19 protein-coding genes are annotated in these 19,764 nt (G+C 73.4%); 12 read left to right on the plus strand and 7 right to left on the minus strand.

Going from position 1 to position 19,764, the window contains the following annotated elements; translation table 11 throughout:
• Positions 1 to 133: 133 nt before the first annotated feature.
• The 4 genes from E4A51_RS13515 to E4A51_RS13530 all read right to left on the minus strand — a co-directional run bounded on the left by E4A51_RS13515 (position 134) and on the right by E4A51_RS13530 (position 4,381).
• Complete coding sequence (locus E4A51_RS13515) at positions 134 to 1,261, minus strand: GNAT family N-acetyltransferase (protein WP_240696487.1); 1,128 nt, start codon at positions 1,259 to 1,261, stop codon at positions 134 to 136.
• A 135-nt stretch (positions 1,262 to 1,396) separates the two neighbouring features.
• Entirely contained in the window at positions 1,397 to 2,128 is a 732-nt protein-coding gene (locus tag E4A51_RS13520) for a class I SAM-dependent methyltransferase (RefSeq protein WP_070318548.1), read from the minus strand.
• Between the two features lie 93 nt (positions 2,129 to 2,221).
• Positions 2,222 to 3,595 carry a cellulose binding domain-containing protein gene (locus tag E4A51_RS13525; protein ID WP_134852089.1) on the minus strand — a complete coding sequence of 458 codons (1,374 nt, stop codon included), beginning with the start codon at positions 3,593 to 3,595 and terminating at the stop codon, positions 2,222 to 2,224.
• Between the two features lie 135 nt (positions 3,596 to 3,730).
• Positions 3,731 to 4,381 carry a Type 1 glutamine amidotransferase-like domain-containing protein gene (locus tag E4A51_RS13530; RefSeq protein ID WP_134852090.1) on the minus strand — a complete coding sequence of 217 codons (651 nt, stop codon included), beginning with the start codon at positions 4,379 to 4,381 and terminating at the stop codon, positions 3,731 to 3,733.
• Between the two features lie 130 nt (positions 4,382 to 4,511).
• Between E4A51_RS13530 and E4A51_RS13535 the strand changes: the two genes are divergently transcribed.
• A complete protein-coding gene (locus E4A51_RS13535; protein ID WP_134852091.1) occupies positions 4,512 to 4,946 on the plus strand; it encodes an HNH endonuclease in 435 nt (144 codons plus the stop codon).
• 68 nt (positions 4,947 to 5,014) lie between these two features.
• Here the strand turns inward: E4A51_RS13535 and E4A51_RS13540 are convergent, their stop codons facing one another.
• Positions 5,015 to 6,196 (minus strand): RICIN domain-containing protein, encoded by a 1,182-nt coding sequence (locus E4A51_RS13540; RefSeq protein WP_134852092.1) that lies wholly within the window; start codon positions 6,194 to 6,196, stop codon positions 5,015 to 5,017.
• Positions 6,197 to 6,385: 189 nt separating this feature from the next.
• On the opposite strand from E4A51_RS13540, the gene E4A51_RS13545 reads away from it, so the two are divergent.
• Positions 6,386 to 6,901, plus strand: coding sequence for a GNAT family N-acetyltransferase (locus tag E4A51_RS13545; protein ID WP_240696488.1), 516 nt, complete (start codon positions 6,386 to 6,388; stop codon positions 6,899 to 6,901).
• Positions 6,902 to 7,067: 166 nt separating this feature from the next.
• Here E4A51_RS13545 and E4A51_RS13550 read toward each other — a convergent pair whose 3' ends face one another.
• Both E4A51_RS13550 and E4A51_RS13555 read right to left on the minus strand, forming a co-directional pair.
• The gene (locus E4A51_RS13550; protein ID WP_134852093.1) at positions 7,068 to 7,760 is read right to left on the minus strand and encodes an ABC transporter ATP-binding protein; all 693 of its coding nucleotides are present in this window, start codon (positions 7,758 to 7,760) and stop codon (positions 7,068 to 7,070) included.
• Positions 7,761 to 7,777: 17 nt separating this feature from the next.
• On the minus strand, positions 7,778 to 8,872 hold the full coding sequence (locus tag E4A51_RS13555; protein WP_070318554.1) for an FtsX-like permease family protein: 1,095 nt from the start codon (positions 8,870 to 8,872) through the stop codon (positions 7,778 to 7,780).
• Positions 8,873 to 9,023: 151 nt separating this feature from the next.
• On the opposite strand from E4A51_RS13555, the gene E4A51_RS13560 reads away from it, so the two are divergent.
• From E4A51_RS13560 to E4A51_RS13605, 10 genes are all read left to right on the plus strand, one after another.
• Positions 9,024 to 10,334, plus strand: a complete 1,311-nt coding sequence (locus E4A51_RS13560) for a sensor histidine kinase (RefSeq protein ID WP_070318555.1) — start codon at positions 9,024 to 9,026, stop codon at positions 10,332 to 10,334.
• A complete protein-coding gene (locus tag E4A51_RS13565) occupies positions 10,331 to 10,957 on the plus strand; it encodes a response regulator transcription factor (protein WP_070318556.1) in 627 nt (208 codons plus the stop codon). Before E4A51_RS13560 ends, E4A51_RS13565 begins: the two co-directional genes overlap by 4 nt.
• 321 nt (positions 10,958 to 11,278) lie before the next feature.
• Entirely contained in the window at positions 11,279 to 11,554 is a 276-nt protein-coding gene (locus tag E4A51_RS13570) for a type II toxin-antitoxin system Phd/YefM family antitoxin (RefSeq protein WP_070318557.1), read from the plus strand.
• Positions 11,551 to 11,817 (plus strand): type II toxin-antitoxin system RelE/ParE family toxin, encoded by a 267-nt coding sequence (locus E4A51_RS13575; protein WP_070318558.1) that lies wholly within the window; start codon positions 11,551 to 11,553, stop codon positions 11,815 to 11,817. Before E4A51_RS13570 ends, E4A51_RS13575 begins: the two co-directional genes overlap by 4 nt.
• A 500-nt stretch (positions 11,818 to 12,317) precedes the next feature.
• The gene (gene dnaK / locus E4A51_RS13580) at positions 12,318 to 14,177 is read left to right on the plus strand and encodes a molecular chaperone DnaK (protein ID WP_134852094.1); all 1,860 of its coding nucleotides are present in this window, start codon (positions 12,318 to 12,320) and stop codon (positions 14,175 to 14,177) included.
• A complete protein-coding gene (locus E4A51_RS13585) occupies positions 14,174 to 14,809 on the plus strand; it encodes a nucleotide exchange factor GrpE (protein ID WP_134852095.1) in 636 nt (211 codons plus the stop codon). Before dnaK ends, E4A51_RS13585 begins: the two co-directional genes overlap by 4 nt.
• 150 nt (positions 14,810 to 14,959) lie before the next feature.
• Positions 14,960 to 15,943 (plus strand): DnaJ C-terminal domain-containing protein, encoded by a 984-nt coding sequence (locus tag E4A51_RS13590; RefSeq protein ID WP_134852096.1) that lies wholly within the window; start codon positions 14,960 to 14,962, stop codon positions 15,941 to 15,943.
• Between the two features lie 43 nt (positions 15,944 to 15,986).
• Positions 15,987 to 16,415, plus strand: coding sequence for a heat shock protein transcriptional repressor HspR (locus E4A51_RS13595; protein ID WP_070318562.1), 429 nt, complete (start codon positions 15,987 to 15,989; stop codon positions 16,413 to 16,415).
• A gap of 300 nt (positions 16,416 to 16,715) precedes the next feature.
• Positions 16,716 to 18,101: a hypothetical protein gene (locus E4A51_RS13600; protein WP_134852097.1), complete on the plus strand. Its 1,386-nt coding sequence runs from the start codon at positions 16,716 to 16,718 to the stop codon at positions 18,099 to 18,101.
• A 55-nt stretch (positions 18,102 to 18,156) separates the two neighbouring features.
• Complete coding sequence (locus E4A51_RS13605) at positions 18,157 to 19,668, plus strand: hypothetical protein (RefSeq protein ID WP_070318564.1); 1,512 nt, start codon at positions 18,157 to 18,159, stop codon at positions 19,666 to 19,668.
• Positions 19,669 to 19,764: the final 96 nt, after the last annotated feature.

Here is a 19,764-nt window from a genome sequence, read left to right on the forward strand (position 1 = left end):
ACTGCGAGGTCACGCGAAGCCACGCACGAGCGGCTCCGGCAGTCGGCCCGCGACGTCGGGTGTCTGGTCCACGAGGTCCCCGTCGTCGCGGTCACGACCCGCACGAACTCGCCTGCGGGTTCCGCCGGCCCGGTCAGGGCCGCGGGGCGGGTGTGTGGAGGTGCGCGACGTCGCCGACGGTGACGACCGCGCGGTTGTGGAAGAACCCGTCCTCGCGCAGCGTCGTGATGCTGCCCGACGGCACGGGGAACGCGACGTGCCCGGCGGACGCGACGGGCATGCCGATCCACGCCGCGACGAGCAGCCCGGCGGTGAAGCCGTGCGTGACGACCACGAGGTGGTCGACGTCGAGCGTCAGCAGGTCGGTCAACGCGGCGTACGCGCGCACGGCGAGGTCGAGGCGCGTCTCGGCGCCGGGCACGCCCTCGTCGTGGCGCAGCCGGTCGCCGACGGCGGGCGGCGGCACGAAGCGCGCGTCGAGCCACGCCTGCGGGCGGCCGCCCGCCTCGCCGTAGGACTTCTCGCGCAGCCGCGCGTCGAACGTGGGGGTCACGGCGAGCGCCGAGGCGACGACCTCGGCGGTCCGGCGGGTGCGCAGCAGGTCCGACGACGCGACGGCGACGCCCGCCCCCGCGGTGATGCGCGCCCGCAGCGCCGCCCCGATCGCCGCCGCCTGGCGCTCGCCCAGCGGTGTGAGGTCGGAGTCGAACTGCCCGCCGACCAGGCCGTCGACGTGGTGCGTCGCCTCGGGGTGGGTGACGACGTGCACGGTGCGCTCACGCGCGGGGACGCGGCCGGGCACGGGCGGCAGCGGCACGGGGTCCGCGGTGACCGGCGGCGCGGCGTAGAACACCTCGGGGTCGCCCTCGTCGAGCCCGTCGACGACGCCGACGCACGCCCACCCGGCCGCGTCGAGCACGGCCTGCATGGGACGGTTCGACAGGTTCGTGGACGTGAAGACCTTCGCCGTCGTGCGCGTGGCGGACGCGTGCGCGAGCAGCGCCGTCGCGACGCCGCGGCGCCGTGCGGCGGGCGCGACCTTGACCAGCTCGACGAGGTCGTGGTCGAAGAAGTGCCGCACGACGACCGCGAACCCGACGACGTCGCCGGCCGTCCCGGCGACGCGCAACGCACCCGTCGACGTCCACGCCGTCGCGTCGTCGACGGTCAGGGTGCCGCCGGTCGCGTGGTCGAGGTCGAGGACGGCGGGCACGTCCGCGGGCGTGGCGCGGCGGGTCTGCGGAGTCGGGTGGGCGCTCACGCGGGCACGCTAGCGACGGCCGTCGCGTCGGGCCAGGGGGATCGTGCCGTCCGTACCGGGCGGCACGCCCGTCGCCGTCCGCGAGCGCACGTCGGTCTGGTGCGCACCACACGGCCCGTCACGCGAGTCGCCGCGTCACGACCCCGCGCGGCGCAGCAGCACGACCCGCTCGTCGTCGGCGGGCACCTCGACCCGCTCGACCGTGAGCCCCGCGCCCTCGGCCAGCAGCCGGAAGCCGTCGTCGGTGTACCAGTGCATCACCCAGTCGCGATCGGCCTCCTGCACGCCGTCGGGGCCGTCGAGCCGGTAGCGCACGTGCGTCGTGCGCGTCCGTGCGGCGGCGTCGTACTCCTCGCCGACGACGTGGAACCGCGCCTGCCGGCCCTGCTCGGTGACGGCCTCGCGGACCCGGCCGATCTGCTCGGCGGGAGTCGGCGGCGGCGACCACAGCGGCACGAGCGCCGCGCCGCCGGGCAGCAGGTGCCGCGTGATCGACAGCAGCGCGGCCGCCGCGGTCGCGTCGTCGGGCAGCAGGTTGAACGTCGCGCCCGCGAGGTACACCGACCGGAACCGCCGCGGCAGCGCGAGGTCCTCCATGCGCTGGTGGTGCACGGTGGCGGTCAGCCCTTGCGCGGCGGCCTTCTCGCGGCAGCGCCGCACCATGTCGGCCGACGAGTCGACGCCCTCGACGTCGATCCCCGCCGCCACCAGCTCGAGGAACGGGCCGACGTCGCCGCAGCCCAGCTCGAGCGCGGGCTCACCCTCCGCGCGGACGAAGTCGAGGTACGGACCGGCCTCGACGACGTCGCCCCGCAGCGGCCCGTAGGCCTCGGCGACGATCCCGGTGTAGAAGTCCGCAGCGCGCATGGCGGCACGCTAGTGAGGCGTCCACGGCCGCGACCAGGGGATTCGACGCGCGGTCGCCGAGGGCGCCACCGGCCCGCCCGACCGGGCAGCCCCTCACGACGCGCAGGCGACCTGCGGCGTCCCCGGCGTCCCGGTGGCGATGAACCCGAACGTCGTCGTCCCGCCCGCCGCGAGGGCGCCGTTGTAGGGCGCGTTGCTCACGACGACGCTCGTCCCGGACGTCGTCTGGACGCCGTTCCACAGCGTGCTCACGGTCGCGCCGGTCAGCGTCACGCGCCACGACGTGAGCGCCGCCGCACCCGCCGTGACCGTGACCTCGCCCTGGTAGCCGCCGGGCCACGTGCTGACGGCCCGGAACGTCGCGGTGCACGCGGCACCGGGCGTCGGGGTGGGCGTCGGCGTGGGCGTGACGGTCGGTGTGGGCGTCGGAGTCACGGTGGGCGTCGGCGTCACGGTCGGCGTCGGCGTGGGCGTAGGCGTCGTGCCGTCGCCGCCGGACGTCGTGTACGGGACGACGGTCCGCGGCGCGGAGCACTTGCCGCCGCAGGCCGTGGGCAGCGAGAACGCGTACTCGCGCCCGCCGAAGAGGTAGGCGTCGGTGACGTCCTTGACGCGGATCCGGTAGTCGGTGCCGCCGGGCGTGGTCGGCTTCACCAGGAACGACTGCCCCATGTCGGTGTTCATGGGGGTCGTGACCCACGCGCCGTCGGCGTAGTGCTCGACGCCGTGGATGCCGTTGGGCAGGTGGTTGATCGACACCCCGGCCCACCAGCGCTCGGAGCCCTGGATGAACCCGATCTCGATGTCCCCGGTGTAGTGCGGCGCCTCGATGAACTCCCAGGTCACCTTGCGGTTGCCCCAGTGCGCGGGCTCGAGGTCGCCGACCGCGGCGCCGTCCTTCACGAACCGGTTGATGGCGGCGTGCGCGAGGTCCAGGTGGTACGGGTCGTCGCGGCACCACGCGTTGGGGTCGCCGCAGCTGTCGGCGACGAGCATGTCGAGCGTCGCACCGTTGTACCGGTCCTCGACCCATGCGCCGTTGCGGCAGAACGCCTGCCCGGCGGCGCCGTCGTTGAGGCCCGTGCAGTAGTCGTCGATGGTCACGCGCACCCACCGGCCGCAGTTGCGGCCGTTGTCCCACATGCCGATCTTCGGGTCGCCGGCGGCCATCGGGCGCGGGTACATGGCGTAGTCGCCGGGCGTGTGGAACACGTTGAGCGCGATCCAGTCCTGCGTCTCCAGCTGGTCCTGCGGCAGCCCGCAGCCGCCGTAGGGTGCGCCGAGGTTGTCGAACCACGTCGCGTTGCCCGTGACGGGTGCGGGCTCGCCGCCCGGGGTGATGGCCTGCGTGGTGGGCGCCTGCGTGGCGACGGCCTGCGCCGCGGAGGGGGCCGCGACGAGCGCGGCACCCGTCAGCAGCACGGCGAGCACGTGGCTCCACGTCCGGACCAGCCTCTGCGTGGACATCACGATCCCTCTCGGTGGGCGACGGGTCGCGCCGAGTGTGCTCCTGCTGTGGGCCCGGCGGGCGGGGGTCGGGCGTCGTCCGGGGCTGCGAATCGTTTCCGACGACGGACGGGCCCGCCCGACCCCGTGAGGCGCTCACCGCAGCCGCGCCCACGTCCCCTCGGAGACCACCTCGACCACGCCGTCGACGACCGTGATCGCCGTCTGCTCGTCGATCGCGTACGCGGGCACGTCGAGGTCGGCCGCCCACCGTTCGGCGTCGGCCGGGGTGTTGGTCGGGAACGCGTCGAGGTGCGGGAAGATCGCGAAGTCGACGAGGCCCAGCGTGCGGTCGTCCGGTGCGGACGGCCACGCGACGAAGGACGGGCCGATGCGCGGCGTCAGCACCATGCTCCCCGCGCTCACCCCCACCCACACGGTGTCCGTCAGCGACGGCAGCAGGTCCGCGACGCCCGACGCGCGCAGCCAGTGGGCCAGGTAGGTCGCGTCGCCGCCGTCGACGAGCAGCACGTCGGCCTCCCGCAGCCACGTCTCCCAGCGTCGTGAGCCGGTCGACGGCAGCGCCGTCAGCTCCAGGACGCCGAGCGACGCCCACCCCAGACCAGTCAGGTGCGCGTCGCCCGCGACGACGCGCCGCACCGACGCCGGCCCGCACATCGGGTGCCCCCACTGCGCGGTCGGGATGCACAGCGCGTGCGCCTCGGCCACGGGCCTGCCGAGCAGCCGGACCAGCGCGTCGTGGATCGACGGGTTGGTGACCCCGCCCGACGTGAGCAGCAGCTTCATGGCACCTCCGGGTCGGCGTGGACGTCCTGGTCCGACCGACCGCCGGGAGGGCCGAAGATCACCGGGGCGCGCGAAGCGGTTCTCGGGCGGGTCGCCGGTCCTGCGGGGTCGCGACTCCTACGCTGCCGCCATGGCCCGCCCCACCCGCCGCGTCCAGGTCGCCCGCCGCCGACGGCGCCGGCTCGCCCGGGTCGACAACGACCTCACCGACCTGGAGTGGGGCGCGCTGCGAGACGCGTGGGGCGGCTGCGCCTACTGCGGCGCGACCGACCGTCCGCTGCAGCGGGACTGCGTCCTGCCGATCTCGCGCGGCGGCCGGTACACCGTCGACAACGTCGTGCCCGCGTGCGGGGCGTGCAACGCCAGCAAGTGCAACACCGAGGTCGTGTCGTGGCTGCGCCGCAAGAAGCTCGACGAACGTGCGTTCCTGCTGCGGCACGCGACGATCCGACGGGCGCTGGGTACGCCGGCGTCGGCCGAGGTCCCGGTGCCCGCCGACGTTCCGGTGCCGACCGCCGTCCCGGTGCCGGCTGAGGTCCCGGTGCCGGCCACGCCGTCGGCCTGAGCGTGCCGCGCCGACGTCCGGGTGCGCGCGGTCGCACCCGGACGCCGGCCCCGTCGTGAGGGCGGCGCTCAGCCGACCTTCACGAGCTGCCACTGCTGGTTGGCGCCGTTCCAGTCGCTGTACTGCACGACGTTCGCGCCGTCGGCGGTGGAGGCGCCCTGCACCTCGACGGCCTTGCCGCTGTTGCGGTTGATCAGCTGCACGTAGCCCTCGACGGTCTGGAGGCTGAACTGCTGGTTGGTGCCGTTGTTGTCGGTCCACTGCTGGATCGTCGCGCCGTCGGCGGTGGACTTCGCGGCCACGTCGAGCACCTTGCCCGACAGCCGCGACCTCAGCTTGTAGTAGCCGTTGCCGGCGTCGACGAACTGCCACTGCTGCTGGTTGCCGCCGTTGCGGGACCACTGGGCGATGCGCGCACCGTCCGCGGTGGACAGGTTGTACACGTCGAGGGCCTTGCCGCTGTTGCGGTTGACGAGCGTGTACCAGGCGGACGTGTCGACCGTGCCGGGGGTCCCGGGGTTGCCCGGGTTTCCGGCGGGGTTGCCGATGCTGCCGGGCACGGAGCGCAGCGCCGCGAACCAGGCGGCGGCCATCTTGTCGTAGCCCGCCGCGTTGGGGTGCACGCCGTCGGGGAGGTCGGCGGTGCTGACGGCCCGGTACATGTCGACCAGGTGCACCTTCTTGCCGGCGGCGGCGCGGCTCTGCACGAGGCCGGGGATCGCGGAGTTGTAGGCGCGGACCTGCGCGTCGGCGAACGACACGGGGATCAGGGTCGCGACGAACACGTCGGTCTGCGGGGACGTGCTGGTGATCTTGTCGACGACGGACGCGAGCCGCGCGGGCGCGTTGGCGAGGTCGCGGTTCTGGGTGATGTCGTTGGTGCCGATGTGCAGCAGCACGGTGCGCGGCTGGTACGTGCGCACCCAGCTGACGACGTTCGCGTCGATCTGGTCGATCCGCCAGCCGGAGTGCCCCTCGTGGTCGTGGTCGCCGAGGCTCGCGGGCCCGTTGAACCCCGACCCGACGAAGTCGGTCGTGTAGCCGTTCTGCGCGAGGCGCTGCCACAGCCCGACGCGGTACCCGCCGCCCCCGGTCATGCCGACGCCCTCGGTGATCGAGTCGCCCAGGGGCATGACGCGCGTGCCGCCGTTGCTCTCGGCGGACGCGGGCGCGGACGTCGTGACGACGCCTCCGGCCAGCGCGAGGCTGAGCGTGACGGCCATGAGGAGCCGTCGGGCGAGTCGGTGCATGGCGTCTGCCTCCTGTGATCGCGGCGCTGCGGTCGACCGCCGATGTGAGCGTTCACGTGGGCGGGTCCGGTCACTGTGGCACGCGCGCGGCGGGCCGGGCGATCAGCACAAACGATTAGGTGCGGCCGTCGCTCAGAGCTCGCGAAGCATCGTGTCCGAACCCGTCCGCGAGGGTGGCACGATCGCCGCATGGCACCGATGCCCGTGCCGGACCTGCTCGAGACCGATCGCCTCGTGCTGCGGCCCCGCCGGGCCGAGCACGCGGCGACGTACCGCCTGCTGTGGACCGAGCGGGACCCGCGGGTGCCGGAGCACCGGCGCATCGACGCCCACGGTCGGCCCACCGTCGCGGACGTGGCCGCGCGGCTCGGCGACGAGCCCGGACTCCTCGCCGTGCACCGCAGGGACACCGATGAGGTCGTCGGGTACTGCGGCCTGACGGGGTGGGGGAGCCCGCCGCCCGACGAGCCCGAGCTCGCGTTCGAGATGCTGCGCGCGGCGCAGGGCCGCGGCTACGCGACCGAGGCGGGACAGGCGGTCGTCGCGTGGGCGCGCGAGTCCGGGTGCACGCGGCTGCGGGCGACGGTGTGGGACTGGAACGTGGCCTCTCGGCGGGTGCTGGAGAAGCTCGGGTTCCGCGAGACGGGCGACGTGGTGGCACGGTCCGCCGCGGGCTGCAGCCTGCTGACGGTTCGGGACCTCTGAGCGGGTCGGCGCGCTGCCGCGAGCGCTGGTGGCCAACCCTCGCGCCCACTCGACCGACCTCCGCGGCCAGGAGAACACGCTCGCCGTCTCACCGAGCTGTCCGGATCCTCGTCGTGCGCGCCGCCGTCAACCACGGCTGCTCTCGCAGGCCGTCGGTGAGCTCACGTCACGCGGCCGACCGAGATTCCTCTTCGAGTCGTCCATCGAGCATCCGGACCGTCTGGTCGACCGAGTCGAGTGTCGAGGCGTCGTGCGAGACGACGAGTGTCGCCGCGTCGAGCTCACGGGCGAGGCGGGTGATGAGGTCGATGACCTGGGTGCCGCGGGCGTGGTCGAGCGCCGATGTCGGTTCGTCGACCAGGAGGACCTGCGGGGCGCCGATGAGCGCGCGGGCGATCGCCACCCGCTGGCGCTGCCCGCCGGACAGCTGAGCGGGTCGCTTGTGCGCGTGGTCGCTCATCCCCACCTCGGCGAGGAGGTCCAGGGCCTGCGTTCGCACGCTGGCGGGCCGGTTGCCGCGCAGGTGTGCGTGGAGCTCGAGCTGCTCGAGCGCGGTCAGGGATCCCAGCAGCTGGGGCGACTGGAAGACGATGCCGATCCGGTCGAGACGTGTCCTGGTGGCTGCCGCGACGCCCGTGCCCGGGTGGAAGACGACGTCCTGGCCGATCCGGACGGTGCCGGTCGTGGGCCGGGTGAGGCCACCGGCCACGGAGAGCAGGCTCGACTTGCCGGAGCCGGACGGTCCCAGCAGGGCAGTCGTGGTGCCCGACGGGATGGTCAGGTCGAGGTCCTCGACGGCGGTGAGGGTCGAGTCGCCGTCCGGGTAGACGAGGGTGACGGCGTCCAGGTGCAGGTCCATGGTGTGTCCTCCGGTGCTCAGCGCGCGGCGAGAGCGGCGTGGGGGTCGATGGTGGTGATGCGGGCGATGGCCATGACTGCGCCGATCAGACCGAGGGAGATCAGGGCCGCCGCCGGGATCAGCGTCGTCGTGGTGGTGACGACCACGGGGACGACCCCGGACAGCAGGGTGGCGCCGACGGTGGCCAGCCCGGTGCCCAGGCCGACCCCGAGCAGCAGGACGACCAGCGCTTGGCCGATGGCGTCGCGCAGCAGGTAGCGGGTGGAGGCGCCGAGCGCCTTGAGGACGGCGATGTCGCCGAATCGGCTGATGGTCCAGACGGTGAAGAACGCGCCGACCACCAGCGCCGAGATCGCGATCAGGAACGCCTGCATGGTCAGCAGCGAGCCGTTCTCGGACGAGAACGAGCTGATCGCGGCGCGTGCCTCGCCGACACCCAGCGTCGTGGTGCCCGCGCCGGCGTCGGTGCGGCGGACGGTGTCGTCGTCGACGGCCCCGGTCACCGCGACGACGGTCGCGGTGTCCCCCTCGTCGGACGCGGGTGCTCGCCCGCCGATCGTCTGCCAGTCGGCCAGCGCGACCCACACGACGGGGGTGTGGGCGTAGGAGGCGTCGACGTCCAGGACCCTCTCCACGCGCAGGTCATGGCCCCCCAGGCTCACCGTGTCGCCGGCGGCCACCGACAGGGTGTCGGCAGCGCCCCGGGACACGGTCACCGTCGCACCGGTCGGCGCGGGCGTGTCGGCGGGCAGCAGGGTCGATCCCGGCTCGACGCCGAACGCGGTGACGGCGGCCGTCGTGGCCGCCGACTGCGCGCGTGTGGTCGCCACGCCGAGGAGCTCGGCGCCCTCGACACCGGCCGCTGCGGACCAGACGTCCCTCTGGGCGGAGGTGACGGTGGACGCGGTGAAGTCCGGGCTGCCGTCCGCCTCGGGCGTCGTGAACGCGAGGTGGTCGACCGGCAGGTCTGTGACGGCCGACGTCGACTCCCGAGCGAGGCCGGCGGTCAGCGAGGAGAGGAACGTGACGAGGAACGTGATCAGCGTGATCACGACGAGCATGAGGGCGAAGCGGCCACGGGCGTGGCGCAGGTCGCGCAGCGCGACGAACATGGGACCTCCTGGTCTGCGGGCTGCCACCAGCCTGCGCGGATCGGCGGTCCGGTCCATCGGCCCCCGGGGCGCACGTCCGCCGACGAAGGGTGGCCGCCCGGCTCCACCTTTCGGCCGATGCCTCACGCCTGGCCGTGGCTACCGTGGGGAGATGCGTGCGCAGACCCTGCCGTCGGTGACCCGGCGCCTGCTCGTCGGGCTCGACGTCCTGGTGGCCGGCCTGCTCGTCGTCGCGGTGCTGCGGACCTCCGACCCGGTCCCGCCGTGGGTCACCGTGCTGCCCATCGCGGTGTTCGCGGCCCTGTACGGGACGGGACGCGCCACGATCCGGGTCCACGACACCCCCCTGGACGCAGCTCGGGGCCGCTGGTGGCCGGCGGGCGCCTGGATCACCGCGCTGATCGTCTCCTGGGCCCTCCTGCTGCAGCTGAGCGAGGGTGCCCTGTGGATCGCCTTCCCCCTGATGCTGCTGCAGATGCACGTCCTCGGACCGCGCCGCGGGGTGCTCGCGGTGGTCGTCACCACCGTCGTCGCGGGCATCGACGGCATGCTGCAGCGCGCGCCCACGGACGCCTCCGTCGCCCCGGTGATCGGCCCCGTCGTCGGGGCGGGCGTCGCCGTGGCCGTCGTCCTGGGCCTTGAGGCGCTCGTGCGCGAGTCCCAGGAACGGCAGCGGATGCTCGAGGAGCTCGCCCGCGCCCGCGACGACGTCGCCGCCGCCGAGCGGGAGGCCGCGGTCGCGACCGAGCGGGAACGCCTGGCACGCGAGATCCACGACACCCTCGCGCAGGGCTACTCCGCGATCGAGCTCCTCCTGCGGGCAGCAGGGGGGAGCGTGGGGCACGACGCGACCCGCGCGCGCGCCTACATCGACCAGGCGCGCAGCACCGCACAGGAGAACCTCGCCGAGGCCCGCCGGTTCGTCCGCGCGCTCGCCCCGGCGGACCTGGACGGCACGACACTCCTCGCGGCGCTGCACCGCATCGCGGACAGGACCCGGGCGGCGGCGGTCACGTCCCCGGCCGCCGAGCACGAGCCTGCGGGGGCGGCGCCGGGATCGCTGATCGTGCGTGTCCGGACCTCGGGCAGGCCCCGGCCCCTTCCGGTGCAGGTCGAGGCCGCGCTGGTGCGCGTCGCCCAGTCGGCCCTGGCCAACGTCGTCCAGCACGCCGCCGCCCGGCACGCCACCCTCACTCTCAGCTTCCTGCCCGACGAGGTCATCCTGGACGTGGTCGACGACGGGCGCGGCTTCGACCCGGACCGGCAGGCCCCACCCGACCGGCCCGGCGGGTTCGGCCTCACCGCGATGCACTCCCGGGCGCGCGAGCTCGGCGGCTCCCTCACGGTCGAGGCCGGCCCGGGTGACGGCACCGCCGTCGCCGTCCGCATCCCCGTCCACGACGAGGACGACGCCGATACGGCCGCACCCACCCGCGCGACGCAGCACCAGGGGGACCGGTGATCGACGTCGTGCTCACGGACGACCACCCGGTCGTGCGCGCCGGCCTGCGGGCGGTCATCGAGAGCGAGCCCGACATGCACGTCGTCGAGGAGTTCAGCACCGCCGAAGCGCTCCTGGCCCACATCCGCAGCGGCGGACGGGCCGACGTGCTCCTCCTCGACCTCCAGTTCGGCCCGGGCCACCTCGGCGGCGCGGACGCCACCCGGCAGATCGTCCAGGCCGGCGGCCCACCCGTGCTGATCCTGACGACCTACGGCTCCGACACCGACATCCTCACCGCCGTCGAAGCGGGAGCGACCGGGTACCTCCTCAAGGACGCCCCCACCGACGAGCTCACCTCCGCCGTCAGGGCCGCCGCCGCCGGATCCGTGACGCTCGGCCCGGCCGTCCAGGCGCGGCTCGTGGACCGCATGCGCCGCCCTGGCGTCTCCCTCACGCTGCGCGAGCTCGAGATCCTCCGCATGGTCGCGCTCGGCCGCTCCAACGACGCCATCGCGCGGGAGCTCTTCATCTCCCGTGCGACCGTGAAGTCCCACCTCGCCCACACCTACGACAAGCTCGGCGTCCAGTCGCGGACCGAGGCGGTCGCTCGTGCTCGCGAACGCGGCATGCTCCCGGGCTGACGCGGGCACGCAGCGTCTGGGGTCCCCTCGGCGTCGGGGCCATGACCTTCGCCCTGACACGGAGGTGAGACGGCGGCACGATCACCCTGGTGATCCTCAACCGCTCGACCAGCGCGGTGAACGGCGCCGTCGTCCAGGTGCCGCAGCTGGTCAGGTCGGCGCTCCACACGATGACGTCGTAGTGCTCCAGCCGGGCGCCCCGCACCACGGCCGTCAAAGGCAGCCAGGTGACGGTCGACGTCCACGACGGCTCGACGTGGAGCATCGTCGCCGGGTCGGGCGTCTTGCCGCCCGCCCTCGATCAGACTAAATTCTTGGTCTATGGATCAGGTCTCGCTCTCGGACGCCAAGGTCCACCTGAGCGCATACGCGCTTGATGTCGTGAACACGCACAACAGGCTCTCGATCACACGTCACGGACGCCGGGAGCTCGTTCTCATCAGCGCAGACGACCTGGACGCGCTCGAGGACACCCTCGAGATCCTGGCGTCCGAGCGGCTCATGGCGGACGTGGACCGCGCGCGTCAGGAGCTTGCGCGCGGCGAGGTCGACTTCGAGCGCCCGGACTGGTCCGACGTCTCCGACGACGCCACGTGAGCTACCGCGTCGGGTGGACGCCGACGGCGAAGAAGGGCATGAGGGGGTTGCCGCCGAAGATCAGGGACGCGGTGGACTCCTTCATCTACGGGCCGCTGGCAGACAACCCGCAACGTGTCGGCAAGCGCCTGCGTTCACCGCTGGAGGATCAGCACAGCGCCCGGCGTGGTGAGTACCGCGTGCGGTACGTCATCCACGAGGACGAGCGCACGGTCACCATCATGGGGGTCGACCACCGACGCGACGCGTACCGCCCGCACTGACCCGAGTCACGCGAGAAGGTGCGCCTCTGACCACTGGCCGGCCGATCGACATGGGTCCCCGTTGCTCACGCCCCCACGGGAGAACCGCCTCGACCTCGCAGTGACCAGCGCATGGGCCTGATGCACGAGTGGGCGACAGGCGGTCTCAGGCGGCGAGTGCGACCTGAGTGGTCATGATGGTCTCGAGCTCGATGGGTGCCAGCCGTCCGAGTAGGCGTTGTCGCCGGCGGAGGCGACGTGGCCCATCGATCCGATCAGGTCGTGGCCGCCCAGGACGCGGGCCACCTTGCGGCTGCGGAACTGGCTGCGGCCTTGGTCCCGGGATCCGACCGAGCGGGAACAACGACAAGTGCGTCAAGGTTGAGCCCAGCAGACTCAACTTTTCCCGCCTCGACTTGTCGAACGACGCGACGCCGTCGCAGACTTGAGCCAGGCGGGCTCAAGACGTCGAGCACTCCACGCAGCAGGAGCCCGCGAGGTTCCGGAAGGAAGGCACGCACATGGCACGAGCAGTCGGCATCGACCTCGGCACCACCAACTCCGTGGTCGCCACCCTCGAGGGCGGCGAGCCCACGGTCATCGCGAACGCGGAGGGGTCGCGCACGACTCCGTCCGTGGTGGCGTTCTCCAAGACCGGCGAGGTGCTGGTCGGCGAGGTCGCCAAGCGTCAGGCGGTCACCAACGTCGACCGCACCATCTCGTCCGTCAAGCGCCACATGGGCACGGACTGGACGACCACGATCGACGACAAGAAGTACACCGCGCAGGAGATCAGCGCCCGCATCCTCGGCAAGCTCAAGCGTGACGCGGAGGCGTACCTGGGCGAGCCCGTCACCGACGCGGTCATCACGGTCCCGGCGTACTTCAACGACGCCGAGCGCCAGGCCACCAAGGACGCGGGCACCATCGCGGGCCTCAACGTCCTGCGCATCATCAACGAGCCCACGGCCGCCGCGCTCGCGTACGGCCTGGAGCGCGGCAAGGAGGATGAGAACATCCTCGTCTTCGACCTCGGCGGCGGCACGTTCGACGTGTCCCTCCTGGAGGTCGGCAAGGACGACGACGGCTTCTCGACCATCGAGGTCCGCGCGACCGCCGGCGACAACCGCCTCGGCGGCGACGACTGGGACGCCGCGATCGTGGCGCACCTGGTCACCGAGGTGAAGAACACCACGGGCGTCGACCTGTCGAAGGACAAGATCGCGCTGCAGCGTCTGCGCGAGGCCGCCGAGCAGGCCAAGAAGGAGCTGTCGTCCGCGACCAGCACCAACATCTCGCTGCAGTACCTCTCGATGAGCGAGAACGGCCCCATCCACCTCGACACCAAGTTGACGCGCGCGCAGTTCCAGCAGATGACGCAGTCGCTGCTCGACCGCGTGAAGGCGCCGTTCCACCAGGTCATCCGCGACGCGGGCATCTCCGTGAAGGACATCGACCACGTGGTCCTCGTCGGCGGCTCGACCCGCATGCCCGCCGTGTCCGAGGTCGTCACCGAGCTCACGGGCGGCAAGGAGCCCAACAAGGGCGTCAACCCGGACGAGGTCGTGGCCGTCGGCGCCGCGCTGCAGGCCGGCGTCATGAAGGGCGACCGCAAGGACGTCCTGCTCATCGACGTCACCCCGCTGTCGCTCGGCATCGAGACCAAGGGCGGCGTGATGACCAAGCTCATCGAGCGCAACACGGCCATCCCCACCAAGCGGTCCGAGATCTTCTCGACGGCCGAGGACAACCAGCCGTCCGTGCTGATCCAGGTGTTCCAGGGCGAGCGCGAGTTCGCGCGGGACAACAAGCCGCTCGGCACGTTCGAGCTCACCGGCATCGCGCCCGCGCCGCGCGGCGTCCCGCAGATCGAGGTCACGTTCGACATCGACGCGAACGGCATCGTGCACGTGTCCGCCAAGGACCGCGGCACGGGCAAGGAGCAGTCGATGACGATCACCGGCGGCTCGGCCCTCCCCAAGGAGGACATCGACCGCATGGTCAAGGACGCCGAGGAGCACGCCGCCGAGGACAAGAAGCGCCGCGAGGAGGCCGAGACCCGCAACTCCGCGGAGCAGCTCGTCTACCAGACGGAGAAGCTGCTGGCCGACAACGGCGACAAGCTGTCCGACGACGTCAAGGGCGAGGTCTCCGGTGCGGTGACCGCCCTCAAGACGGCGCTCGAGGGCACCGACCTCGACGACGTCAAGGCCAAGCACTCGGCCCTGCTGACCGCGAGCCAGAAGATCGGCGAGGCGCTCTACGCCCAGCAGGACGCCCCCGCCGCCGACGCCCCCGCGGGTGACGCGGCCGGGTCGACGGCGTCCGACGAGGACGTGGTCGACGCCGAGATCGTGGACGACGAGGACGACAAGAAGTGACCGACGACAAGCACACCTCGGGGTCGGGCGCGCCCGACCCCGAGGAGGCCCCCCGCGTGACCGACAAGCGCCGCATCGACCCGGAGACCGGGCAGCTGCGCGAGCCGACCCCCGAGGAGGCGGTCCTGGCCGAGGCCGAGCAGGCCGCGGCCGCCGCCGAGGAGGAGGTCGTGCTCGAGGGTCTCGTCGAGGCGCAGAAGCTCGCCGCCGAGCGGCTCGACGACCTGCAGCGCGCCCAGGCGGCGCACTACAACCTCGAGCAGCAGTACAACGCGTACGTGAAGCGGTCGAAGGCCGAGGCCCTGGCCTCGCACGACCGCGGCGTCGCGGCGGTCGCCGAGGCGCTCATCCCGGTGCTCGACGACATCGAGCTGGCCCGCCAGCACGGCGACCTCACGGGGCCGTTCGCGTCGATCGCCGAGAAGCTCGAGGGCACGCTGCAGCGGTTCGGCGTCGAGCGCTACGGCGCCGCCGGCGAGCCGTTCGACCCCGAGGTGCACGAGGCGCTCATGCACGCGCACTCGGCCGACGTCACGGAGCCGACCGTGCAGCAGGTGCTGCAGCCCGGCTACCGCACGCCCGACCGGATCCTGCGCGCGGCGCGCGTCGCCGTGGTGGACCCCGAGGGCTGACGGCACCATCATCGTCACCACGCCCGGGGCGGCGGCCGGTCCGCCGGCCGCCGCCCCCGCAGCACCACGACGGAGCACCACCACGCACACCGCACGCACCACGCACCGACCGCCGCGCGGCGGTCCGCACCACGTCAGGAGGGAGGCGCCGTGACCGGCCAGGACTGGCTCGAGAAGGACTTCTACGCCGTGCTCGGCGTCCCCAAGGACGCCGACGCGGCCGCGATCAAGAAGGCGTACCGCAAGCTCGCGCGCCAGCTGCACCCCGACCAGAACCCCGGGGACGCGGCCGCCGAGGCGCGGTTCAAGGACATCGGCGAGGCGTACGCGGTCCTGTCGGACCCCGAGCAGCGCCAGCAGTACGACCAGCTGCGCGCCATGGCCGGCGGGGCCCGCTTCACGGCGGGCGGCCGTCCCGGCGCGGGCGGCGCGCAGGGCTTCGAGGACGTCTTCGGCGGCATGTTCGGCGGCGCCAACGGCCCCGGCGGGCGCGTCCGCTACTCCACCGGCGGTGGTGGTGGCGGGTTCGAGGACATCCTCGGCGGGCTGTTCGGCGGCGGCGGGTTCGGCGCGCAGCGCGGCCCGCAGCCCGGCGCCGACCTGACCGCCACCACGACCCTGCCGTTCCGCACCGCTGCCGAGGGCTCGACGATCTCGCTGTCCGTCGAGGGCCGCACCGTCAACGCGCGCATCCCCGCGGGCGTGCGCGACGGGCAGAAGATCCGGCTGCGCGGCAAGGGCCGCCCCGGCGACCCCGGTGCACCCGCCGGCGACCTCGTCATCACGGTGCACGTCGAGCCGCACCCCGTGTTCACGCTCGACGGCAGCAACCTGCGCGTCACCGTGCCCGTCGCGTTCGACGAAGCCGCGCTCGGCGCGACCATCGACGTCCCGACGCTCGACGGCTCGACCGTGCGCGTCAAGGTGCCCGCCGGCACGCCGTCGGGCCGCACGCTGCGCGTCAAGGGCAAGGGCGTCACGACGTCGTCCGGCACGGGCGACCTGCTGGTGACCGTGCAGGTCGTCGTGCCGCAGAAGCTGTCCGCCGCCGCCAAGGAGGCCGTGCAGGCGTTCGGCATCGCGACGTCCGGCGAGGACGTGCGCGCCGACCTCATGGCGCAGGCACGCCGCTGACCGCAGGAGACACCAGGGGGAGAGGAGCGAGGGGAGGAGGACGATGGACGAGGACGCCAAGGTCTACGTGATCTCGGTCGCCGCGCAGCTCGCGGGCATGCACCCGCAGACGCTGCGGCAGTACGACCGCCTCGGACTCGTCCAGCCCGCTCGCACGCGCGGCCGCGGCCGTCGGTACTCGATGCGCGACATCCAGGTGCTGCGCGAGGTGCAGCGGCTCTCGCAGGACGAGGGCGTGAACCTCGCGGGCATCAAGCGCATCCTCGAGCTCGAGGCCGAGGTGCGCGCCGCGCGCCGCCAGGTCGAGTTCCTGCGCACGCTCGTCGACCCCGGGCGCCGCGTGTTCCGCGCCGACCCCACGGGCAACGTCGTCGCCGACCGCCTCCACCCCCTCGCCGAGGCGGCCCCGAACCGTCGCACCGTGCGCTGGGCGCCCCGCCAGCTCACGCGCGGCCCGTCCCGCGCCGACTGACCCTCCCGCCGTCACGCCGCTGCCGGCCGTGGTGCTCGGGCGGCCCCGGTGGTCAGGGCGTCGGCTCACCCGCTACGCCTACCGGGTGACACCCGCACGGACGGTCCCTGCCGGGCGTGCCCCGGCGGTACTGTCGGCCCGGCGCGAGCCCGTCGCGTCGTGGTCTGCCACGAAGAGGTGCCCGTGCGCGCTGCCCGAGCTGTGCCGACCGTGCTCGCGGTCACCCTCCTGCTGACTGCGCTCGGGGTCGCGCCCGCGACGGCGGGCCGTCCGTGCGTCGTCACGTTCCACGGTGAGACCGTGGAGGGCACGATCTCGTCGCCACCGCTGCCCGGCATGACCGTCGACGTGGTCGGGACGTACGACGACGCCGACCTCGGCGTGGTGGCCACGACGACCTCCGACGCCGGGGGCGGGTTCGCATTCGCGTTCCCGTGCGTCGCCGCCTCCGCGGTGGTCCGCGTCACCGATCCCACGGGCTACTACCCGGTGACGTACGGCACGGCGAGCTCGGACGTCGAGCACGCCGAGGGCATGTGGCTCGGGGAGGGCGTCGACCTCGGCGCGAGGAGCGTGCGGCTCACCCCTCCCGGGCGCTTCGTCCCCGTCGAGCCCACCCGGGTCATCGACACGCGGGACGACGCCGAAGGGCCCCTCGGCCCGGGGGAGCGGGCGCGGTTCCTGCTCGACGACCTCCCCGACGACGTCAACGCCGTCGTCCTCAACCTCACCGCCACACGGGGCACCGCGCCGACGAGCTTCGTCTCCGCGCTCTGGTACGAGCACGCCGAGCCCGACACGAGCGTCCTCAACCCGTCGGCGGGCCGCGACGTCGCCAACCTCGTGACGCTCCCCGTGAGCAGGTACAGCGAGTCCGGCCAGTACGAGGTGATCCTCTACAACAACGCCGGATTCACGCACGTGGTCGCCGACCTCGCCGGCTTCTACTCCATGGTCGAGGGTGCGGGCTTCGAGCCGGTCTCCCCGCAGCGGGTGCTCGACACGCGGTCGACGACGCCGCTGGGTCCTCGCACCACGCGCGACCTCGTGCTCGCCGGCCCGGGTGGGCACGCCCCGCCAGGCGCCGTCGCCGTCGCGGTCACGATCACGAGCACGCGTGCGACAGCGCGCACGTCGTACGTGTCCGCCTACCCCAGCGACGCCCTGCACGGCACCTCGACGAGCGTCCTCAACGCCTACCGCGGCGACGACGTGCCCAACCTCGCCGTCGTCCCGCTCGGCGCGGACGGCGCGATCACCCTCTACAACGACCAGGGGACGACCCACCTGGTGGTCGACGTCGTGGGCTGGTTCGTCGAGACGGGCGGAGCCGACTACTACCCGATCATCGCGCGCCGGGCGGACGGCTCGGGGCCCGCGGGGCCCGGTTCCACCCTGAGGTTCTCGGTGCAGGACGTCGGGGCGACCGTCCGCGACGACGCGGTGGCCATGGCGCTCACGCTGACGACCACACGGGCGCGCACGCCCTCGTTCCTGACGGTCCACCCCACGGGACAGGCGCGGCCGTGGGCCAGCAACGCCAACGCCCGGCCGGGCGCCGACGTGGCGACCGGCGTCCTGACGGCGCTCGGGCCGGGATTCTCCGTGTACAACGACCGGGGGCCGCTCGTGGCGCTCGTCGACGTCAGCGGCTACTTCGCCGTGAACGGGCCAGCCGGTGACTGACACGGCCCCGTCGCCGCGTCCACGCGGCGCACCAGCGGGTGACGAGAGGTGCGACGTGCGTGCGCGGCGGTGGTGGGCGAGATGCCTCACGGTCCTGCTGGTCACCGCGGCCGGCGTCTCGGGTGCGTCGACGGCCACGGCGGCGGGCTGCGTGGTGACCGTCACGGGGACCCTCACCGATGCCATCACCGGCGCGCCCGTCAGCCGCGGTCACGCCTGGATCGTGAACGCGGACGGCTCCGGCTACTTCGGGCCGGGCCCCGAGTTCGCGTCCGCCGAGGCGGACGCCTCCGGCCGGTACAGCGTGACCCTGCCGTGCCGTCCCGGGGACGCGGTCGTCGCCGCAGCCGGCGGGTACGAGAAGGCGGGGTACTACTCGACGCACTACGGGCGCAACGCCACCGACATCGCGCACGCGCAGCTGTTCTCCCTGCGGACGAGTCGCACGATCGAGGGTCAGGACGTACTGCTGACCCCTCCGGGCTGGTTCGTCCCGAAGACGCCCACCCGTGTCGTCGACACCCGACGTGACGCGTCCGGTCCTCTCGGTCCGGCGAGCTCCCGGAGCTTCCCGCTCCCCGGGCTGCCCGCCGACACCACGGCCGTCGTGCTGAACGTGACCGCCACCCGCGGCACCGCCCGGACGTCGTTCGTCTCGGTCGTCGACGAGGGCAGCCGTACGGTCCCGACGCAGAGCGCCCTGAACACGGTGGCGGGCCGAGACGTCGCCAACCAGGTCACCGCACGGGTCGTGCCGCCCCGGATCAGCGGCCGGACGGAACCCCGCGTGACGCTCTACAACAACGCGGGCTCGACCCACCTCGTCGCCGACCTCGTGGGCTACTACGCGACGTCGGCGGGAGCGGGCCTGGTCACGGTCGACCCCCGGCGTGCGCTCGACACCCGCAGCACCACGCCGCTGCGTGCGGGCGAGACCCGAACGCTGCCGCTGGCGCCGCCGCCCGGCGCGGTCGCCGCGGCGGTCACCGTGACGTCGACACGGGCCACGGCGCCGACCTCCTACGTCTCCGTCTTCCCCGCCGGTGATCCCGGCGGCCCGTCGACCAGCACGCTCAACGCCTATCGCGGTGACGACGTCTCCAACCTCGCCGTCGTCCCGCTCGGGGACGACGGCGCGATCGCCCTGCGCAACGACCAGGGCACCACCCACCTCGTGGTCGACGTCGTCGGCTGGTTCGTCGAGGGCGAGGGGGCCGCGTACTACCCGATCAACCCCAAACGGGCCGACCAGCCGATGGGGGTGGGGCCCGCCCGCTTCGTCATCACCAACCCGGACGTCGAGATCAGCAAGTTCCCGGCGGCGCTGCTGCTGAACCTGACGAGCTCCAGGACGACCCTGCCCACCTACGTGGCGGCGTGGGACGACACGTACCCCCGACCCGCGACGAGCGTCGCCAACGCCCGTCCGGGCGCCGACGTCGGCACCGCTGTGCTGCTGCGGTCGAGCAGCGCGACGAACGCCACGGTGACCGTGGGCAGGGGGTACTCGCTCGTCATGATCGACGTCACCGGCTACTTCGCGGTCCCCGGCGGGGAGCCGTCGTAGCGGCCGGCCCGGCGGGCCTGAGAGGGCGCCGACGCGTGTGACCTCGCGCGCGCCGCCGGACGGGCCGGGCGGCCGTGTCAGCGGCGTGTCGGCGCC

The organism is Cellulomonas sp. HD19AZ1, assembly GCF_004535805.1.
In the GTDB taxonomy this organism is placed as follows: domain Bacteria; phylum Actinomycetota; class Actinomycetes; order Actinomycetales; family Cellulomonadaceae; genus Cellulomonas; species Cellulomonas iranensis.

What these genes read in the sequence shown, in the direction of transcription:
- E4A51_RS13520 (WP_070318548.1), bottom strand. Translation starts at nt 2,128, where the DNA reads ATGCGCGCTGCGGACTTCTACACCGGGATCGTCGCCGAGGCCTACGGG.
- E4A51_RS13525 (WP_134852089.1), bottom strand. Translation starts at nt 3,595, where the DNA reads ATGTCCACGCAGAGGCTGGTCCGGACGTGGAGCCACGTGCTCGCCGTG.
- E4A51_RS13530 (WP_134852090.1), bottom strand. Translation starts at nt 4,381, where the DNA reads ATGAAGCTGCTGCTCACGTCGGGCGGGGTCACCAACCCGTCGATCCAC.
- E4A51_RS13535 (WP_134852091.1), top strand. Translation starts at nt 4,512, where the DNA reads ATGGCCCGCCCCACCCGCCGCGTCCAGGTCGCCCGCCGCCGACGGCGC.
- E4A51_RS13540 (WP_134852092.1), bottom strand. Translation starts at nt 6,196, where the DNA reads ATGCACCGACTCGCCCGACGGCTCCTCATGGCCGTCACGCTCAGCCTC.
- E4A51_RS13545 (WP_240696488.1), top strand. Translation starts at nt 6,386, where the DNA reads ATGGCACCGATGCCCGTGCCGGACCTGCTCGAGACCGATCGCCTCGTG.
- E4A51_RS13550 (WP_134852093.1), bottom strand. Translation starts at nt 7,760, where the DNA reads ATGGACCTGCACCTGGACGCCGTCACCCTCGTCTACCCGGACGGCGAC.
- E4A51_RS13555 (WP_070318554.1), bottom strand. Translation starts at nt 8,872, where the DNA reads ATGTTCGTCGCGCTGCGCGACCTGCGCCACGCCCGTGGCCGCTTCGCC.
- E4A51_RS13560 (WP_070318555.1), top strand. Translation starts at nt 9,024, where the DNA reads ATGCGTGCGCAGACCCTGCCGTCGGTGACCCGGCGCCTGCTCGTCGGG.
- E4A51_RS13570 (WP_070318557.1), top strand. Translation starts at nt 11,279, where the DNA reads ATGGATCAGGTCTCGCTCTCGGACGCCAAGGTCCACCTGAGCGCATAC.
- dnaK (WP_134852094.1), top strand. Translation starts at nt 12,318, where the DNA reads ATGGCACGAGCAGTCGGCATCGACCTCGGCACCACCAACTCCGTGGTC.
- E4A51_RS13595 (WP_070318562.1), top strand. Translation starts at nt 15,987, where the DNA reads ATGGACGAGGACGCCAAGGTCTACGTGATCTCGGTCGCCGCGCAGCTC.